Source organism: Methylobacterium sp. WL103, assembly GCF_008039885.1.
GTDB classification, from domain to species: domain Bacteria; phylum Pseudomonadota; class Alphaproteobacteria; order Rhizobiales; family Beijerinckiaceae; genus Methylobacterium; species Methylobacterium cerastii.
In genome coordinates this window covers 1-5,002 of record NZ_VRUX01000310.1, presented here as the reverse complement: position 1 = coordinate 5,002, position 5,002 = coordinate 1, and the positions used below count along the sequence as shown (strand labels likewise).

Below are 5,002 nucleotides of genomic sequence, written 5' to 3'. Positions count from 1 at the left end.
GCCGCTGGCCGCGCTGCCGCCCGCGCTCGCGATTCCGCTGATGGCGCTCGCCGCCGCCCTCGTCGGCGCGGTCTGGATCGGGGCCGTCGGCTTCCTTCAGGCCTATCGCGGCGTCAACGCCACCATCGCGAGCCTGCTCCTGTCCTACATCGCCATCGCGCTCTCCAACCACCTGATCGAAGGCTGGCTGCGCGATCCGGCGAGCCTCAACAAGCCCTCGACGTTGCCCGTCGGCGACGCCTTCATGCTGGCGCCGATGCCGGGGATCGGGGTGCATTGGGGCCTCGGGGTCGGCGTCCTGTCCTGCCTCGTCGCCTACGTGCTGATGGACCGCACGACGCTGGGCTTCGCCGCGCGGATCGCCGGCGGGAACGTGCGCGCGGCCCAGATCCAGGGCCTGCCGGTCGGGCGCCTGATCGTCGGCTTCACCGCGCTCGGTGGCGCCTTCGCGGCGTTGGCCGGGTTCTTCGAGGTGGTCGCGGTGCAGGGGACCGCCAACGGGACGCTCGCCGCCGGCTACGGCTACACCGGCATCCTCGTCGCGTTCCTCGCCCGCCAGAACCCGATCGCGATCATGCCGGTCGCGTTCCTGCTCGGTGGGATCGAGGCGTCGAGCGGGCTGATCCAGCGCCGGATGCAGCTGCCCGACGCCACCGTGCTGGTGCTCGAAGGGCTGCTGTTCCTCGTGGTGCTGGCCAGCGAGACGCTCTACGGGCGCCTGCACCTGTTCAGCCCGCACCTGTGGGCGACCAAGCGCGCGGCCGCCGCCCTGCCGGCGGGGGCGCCGGCATGACCACGGCGGGGAGCATGCGATGAACGGCGACCTCGGGCTCTGGAGCGTCCTGATCGCGGTGGTCGGCGGCGCGATCCGCGTCTCGACGCCGTTCCTGTTCGTCAGCCTCGGCGAGACCATCACCGAGCGCTCGGGGCGGATCAACCTCGGGCTCGAAGGCACCCTCGTGTTCGGCGCGATGTCGGCCTACGCCACCGCCGTGCTCACCGGCTCGCCCTGGGCCGGCGTCGCGGTGGCCGGCCTGGCCGGCGGCGCCTTCGGGCTGCTGCACGGGTTCGTCTGCCGCCTGCCGCGGGTCAACGACGTGGCGGTCGGCATCGCGCTGATGCTGTTCGGGACGGGGCTCGCCTTCTTCTTCGGCAAGGCCTTCATCCAGCCCTCCGCCCCGCCGCTGCCGGCGATCCCGTTCGGGTTCTGGTCGGACGTGCCGCAGATCCAGGCGGCGTTGCGCGTCAACGTGCTGTTCCTGGCGGGCGCCGCGCTCTCCGTGTTCCTGTGGTGGGCGTTCCGCAACACCAAGGCCGGGCTGATCGTGCGCGTCGTCGGCGACAGCGCCGACGCGGCGCGCGCCATGGGCTACGACGTCGACCGCGTGCGCCTCTACGCGACGGCCGCCGGCGGCGTGCTCGCCGGGATCGGCGGCGCCTACCTGTCGTTGTACTATCCGGGCTCGTGGAACGAGGGGATCTCGTCGGGCCAGGGGCTGATGGCGGTGGCGCTCGTCATCTTCGCCCGCTGGAACCCGCTCGCGTGCTTCGCCGCCGCCCTGCTGTTCGGCGGCGCCGGGGCGCTCGGCCCGGCGCTGCAATCGGTCGGCGTCACGCAGGGCTACTACCTGTACTACGCCGCCCCCTACGTCCTCACGCTCGCCCTGCTGATCGCCACCTCGTCGCCCGACCGGGCGCTGGCCGGCGCGCCGGGCGAGCTCTCCCTCTCGAAATAGGGTTTCTCATGAATGGTCTCGGTGGCCTGAACAAATCCCCGAACGGCGTCGTCCTCGGCCTGGTGCAGCTCAAGCTGCCGCGGATCGAGACGCCGGCCGACCTGAGCGCGCAGACCGACCGGATCGTCGCGATGGTGGCCAAGGCGCGGGCCAACCTCGCGACGATGGACCTCGTGGTCTTCCCCGAATACGCGCTCCACGGCCTCTCGATGGACACGCGGCCCGAGCTGATGTGCCGGATGGACGGGCCGGAGGTGGCAGCCTTCCGCCAGGCCTGCGTCGACAACCGGATCTGGGGTTGCTTCTCCATCATGGAGTTCAACCCGCACGGCGCGCCCTACAACGCCGGCCTGGTCGTCGACGATTCCGGCGCGGTGAAGCTGTACTACCGCAAGATGCACCCCTGGGTGCCGGTGGAGCCGTGGGAGCCGGGCGACCTCGGCATCCCGGTGATCGACGGGCCGAAGGGCGCCAAGCTCGCGCTGATCATCTGCCACGACGGCATGTTCCCGGAGATGGCGCGCGAATGCGCCTACAAGGGCGCCGAGATCATGATCCGCACGGCCGGCTACACCGCGCCGATCCGCGAATCCTGGCGCTTCACCAACCAGTCGAACGCCTTCTGCAACCTGATGGTCACCGCCAACGTCTGCCTGTGCGGCTCGGACGGCACCTTCGACTCGATGGGCGAGGGCATGGTCTGCAACTTCGACGGGGCGATCCTCGCCCACGGCACCACCGGCCGCGTCGACGAGATCATCACCGCGGAGGTCCGGCCCGACCTCGTGCGCGAGGCCCGCATCCACTGGGGCGTCGAGAACAACATCTACCAGCTCGGCCACCGCGGCTACACGGCGGTGAAGGGCGGCGCGCAGGATTGCCCCTACACCTACATGCACGACCTCGCGGCCGGCCGGTACAGGGTGCCCTGGGAGGACCAGGTCCGGACCGTGGACGGCACCGCCTGCGGCTTCCCCGCGCCGACCCGCTCCTACGGCGCCGGGCAGACGAGCCCGAACGCATCCGCCGCGCGGGAGGCGGCCGAGTGAGGGCCTCAGCCCCTCTTCAGCGCCGCCATCATCTCGCGGCGCAGGATCGCGTTGATGCGCGTCTGGTAGCCCCGCCCGGGCGCGCGCAGCCACGCCAGCACGTCGGCATCGATCCGCACCGTCGTGGAAGTTTTCACCGGCCGGTAGAACGGGTTGCGCACGGCGTTCGCCCAGAACGCCTCGGTCAGGGGCGGGATGTCGCCGTAGTCGATCGCCTCGTCCGGCATCGCCGCAAGGGCTTCCAGCTCCGCCTTCTGCGTCTCGGTGAGGGGCGGCGGGTTGGCGAGGTCGATCTCGTAGCTAACCAGCTTCGTCTTCATAGCTTCGCCTTTCCGAACGATCGGCCTTGCGGGCGGAGATGATGCGGACGACCTCGATCTCCTCGCCGGCTTCGGTCGCCTCACGGATCGTGTGGACGACGACGAGCACCCGGATCGTGTCCGCCATTCCGACGATCCGCCACCGCAGCTCCCGATCTTCGATCCGATCCGCCGAGGTGATCGCGAACGGGTCCGTGAAGACGCGCGCTGCCGTCTCGAACCGCACCCCATGCCTGCGCAGGTTGGACGCGGTCTTGTCGGCATCCCATTCGAAGCGCATCGTCACGTCGAAATTGTTACGACAAAGCGGTTCGGCAAGCCAGTGCCGTGAGGCTTCAATATGAGCGTCGATCGTCCTCCTTCCGCCGACGCACGGCCCGGCACCACCATCCCCGCCGAGCCCTACCCCTGGCCCTACGACGGCGACCTGCGGCCGTCGAATACGGCGCTGGTCATCATCGACATGCAGACGGATTTCTGCGGGGCGGGCGGCTACGTCGACGCGATGGGCTACGACCTGTCGCTGACCCGGGCGCCGATCGCGCCGATCGCCCGCCTGCTCGCCGCGATGCGCAGCCGCGGCTACCTGGTCGTCCACACCCGCGAGGGCCATCGGCCCGACCTCTCCGACCTGCCGGAGAACAAGCGCTGGCGCTCGCGCCGGATCGGCGCCGGCATCGGCGACCCAGGGCCCTGCGGCAAGATCCTGGTGCGCGGCGAGCCCGGCTGGGAGATCATCCCCGAACTCGCGCCGCTGTCCGGCGAGGTGGTGATCGACAAGCCCGGCAAGGGCGCGTTCTGCGCCACCGACCTCGAGCTGGTCCTGCGCACCCGCGGCATCCGCAACCTCGTGCTCACCGGCATCACCACCGACGTCTGCGTCTCCACCACCATGCGGGAGGCCAACGACCGCGGCTTCGAATGCGTGGTGCTGGGCGACGCCTGCGGCGCCACCGATCCGCAGAACCACGCGGCGATTTTGCGCATGGTGACGATGCAGGGCGGCGTGTTCGGCGCGGTCTCCGACACCGACGCCGTGATCGCGGCCGTGACCGCGCAGGCGGCCGCATGAGCACGCGCCGCGCCGTCGTCCACCGCATCGCCGTCGCCGCCCCGGACGACGTCTCCGGCCTGGAACGCGCGATCGCGGACGGCCGGATCGTGCCGGGCGCCGTCGTCGCCATCTTCGGCAAGACCGAGGGCAACGGCCTGGTCAACGACTGGACCCGCGGGCTCGCCGCCCGCGCGCTCCGCGACCTGCTCCGACGGCATGCCGGCGAGGCGGCCTCCGAGCGGGCCTGCCTGGTGATGTCCGGCGGGACCGAGGGCGGTCTGTCCCCGCATCTCACGGTCTTCGAGGTGCGCGAGGCGTCAGGCACCGCCGAGCCCGGCGCCCTCGCCATCGGCCACGCGCACACCGCCGACCTGGCGCCCGAAGAGGTCGGGCGCCTGGCCCAGGTCGAGGCGGTGGCCGAGGGCGTGCGCGCGGCGATGCGCGACGCCGGCATCGCCGACCCGGCCGAGGTGCATTTCGTCCAGGTGAAGTGCCCGCTCCTCACCTCGGAGCGGATCGCCGCGGCGCGCGGCCGGGGCGCGGATTGCGCCACCGCCGACACGCTGAAATCCATGGGCCTGTCGCGCGCCGCCGCCTCGCTGGGCATCGCCACGGCGTTGGGCGAGGTCGGCGCGCTGGAGGAGGGCGCGATCGGCCGGGATTTTGCGCTCGCTTCCTCGCGCGCCTCGGCGTCGGCCGGCGTCGAGCTGATGGGCCACGAGATCGTCGTGCTCGGGCGCGGCGCCGGCTGGTCCGGCCCGCTGCGGATCGACCACGCCACCATGGCGGACGCCCTCGACGTCGAGCCGGTGCGGGCCGCGCTGGCCCGGCTCGGCCTCGGCG

7 protein-coding genes are annotated in these 5,002 nt (G+C 71.6%); 5 read left to right on the top strand and 2 right to left on the bottom strand.

Translation table 11 applies throughout. The features are described 5' to 3' along the window. The 3 genes from FV222_RS17115 to FV222_RS17105 all read left to right on the top strand — a co-directional run. The coding region (locus FV222_RS17115; protein WP_147815236.1) for an ABC transporter permease at positions 1–793 on the top strand (793 nt) is incomplete at its 5' end. A 19-nt stretch (positions 794–812) separates the two neighbouring features. After that, on the top strand, positions 813–1,736 hold the full coding sequence (locus tag FV222_RS17110) for an ABC transporter permease (RefSeq protein WP_147815234.1): 924 nt from the start codon (positions 813–815) through the stop codon (positions 1,734–1,736). An 8-nt stretch (positions 1,737–1,744) separates the two neighbouring features. After that, positions 1,745–2,785, top strand: coding sequence for a formamidase (locus FV222_RS17105; RefSeq protein WP_147815232.1), 1,041 nt, complete (start codon positions 1,745–1,747; stop codon positions 2,783–2,785). A gap of 5 nt (positions 2,786–2,790) precedes the next feature. On the opposite strand, the gene FV222_RS17100 is transcribed toward FV222_RS17105, so the two are convergent. Next, positions 2,791–3,105, bottom strand: coding sequence for a BrnA antitoxin family protein (locus tag FV222_RS17100; protein WP_147815230.1), 315 nt, complete (start codon positions 3,103–3,105; stop codon positions 2,791–2,793). Next, a complete protein-coding gene (locus tag FV222_RS17095; RefSeq protein ID WP_348644944.1) occupies positions 3,086–3,385 on the bottom strand; it encodes a BrnT family toxin in 300 nt (99 codons plus the stop codon). The genes FV222_RS17100 and FV222_RS17095 overlap by 20 nt, the downstream gene beginning before the upstream one ends. Positions 3,386–3,445: 60 nt before the next feature. On the opposite strand from FV222_RS17095, the gene FV222_RS17090 reads away from it, so the two are divergent. Further along, the gene (locus tag FV222_RS17090) at positions 3,446–4,177 is read left to right on the top strand and encodes an isochorismatase family cysteine hydrolase (RefSeq protein ID WP_147815226.1); all 732 of its coding nucleotides are present in this window, start codon (positions 3,446–3,448) and stop codon (positions 4,175–4,177) included. Beyond that, positions 4,174–5,002 (top strand): ring-opening amidohydrolase (locus FV222_RS17085; protein WP_147815224.1); only part of this gene is annotated, 829 nt, incomplete at its 3' end. The genes FV222_RS17090 and FV222_RS17085, both read left to right, overlap by 4 nt.

Bases quoted from the DNA above. Each gene is read 5' to 3' on its own strand.
- FV222_RS17110 (WP_147815234.1), top strand. From the start codon at position 813: ATGAACGGCGACCTCGGGCTCTGGAGCGTCCTGATCGCGGTGGTCGGC.
- FV222_RS17105 (WP_147815232.1), top strand. From the start codon at position 1,745: ATGAATGGTCTCGGTGGCCTGAACAAATCCCCGAACGGCGTCGTCCTC.
- FV222_RS17100 (WP_147815230.1), bottom strand. From the start codon at position 3,105: ATGAAGACGAAGCTGGTTAGCTACGAGATCGACCTCGCCAACCCGCCG.
- FV222_RS17095 (WP_348644944.1), bottom strand. From the start codon at position 3,385: ATGCGCTTCGAATGGGATGCCGACAAGACCGCGTCCAACCTGCGCAGG.
- FV222_RS17090 (WP_147815226.1), top strand. From the start codon at position 3,446: ATGAGCGTCGATCGTCCTCCTTCCGCCGACGCACGGCCCGGCACCACC.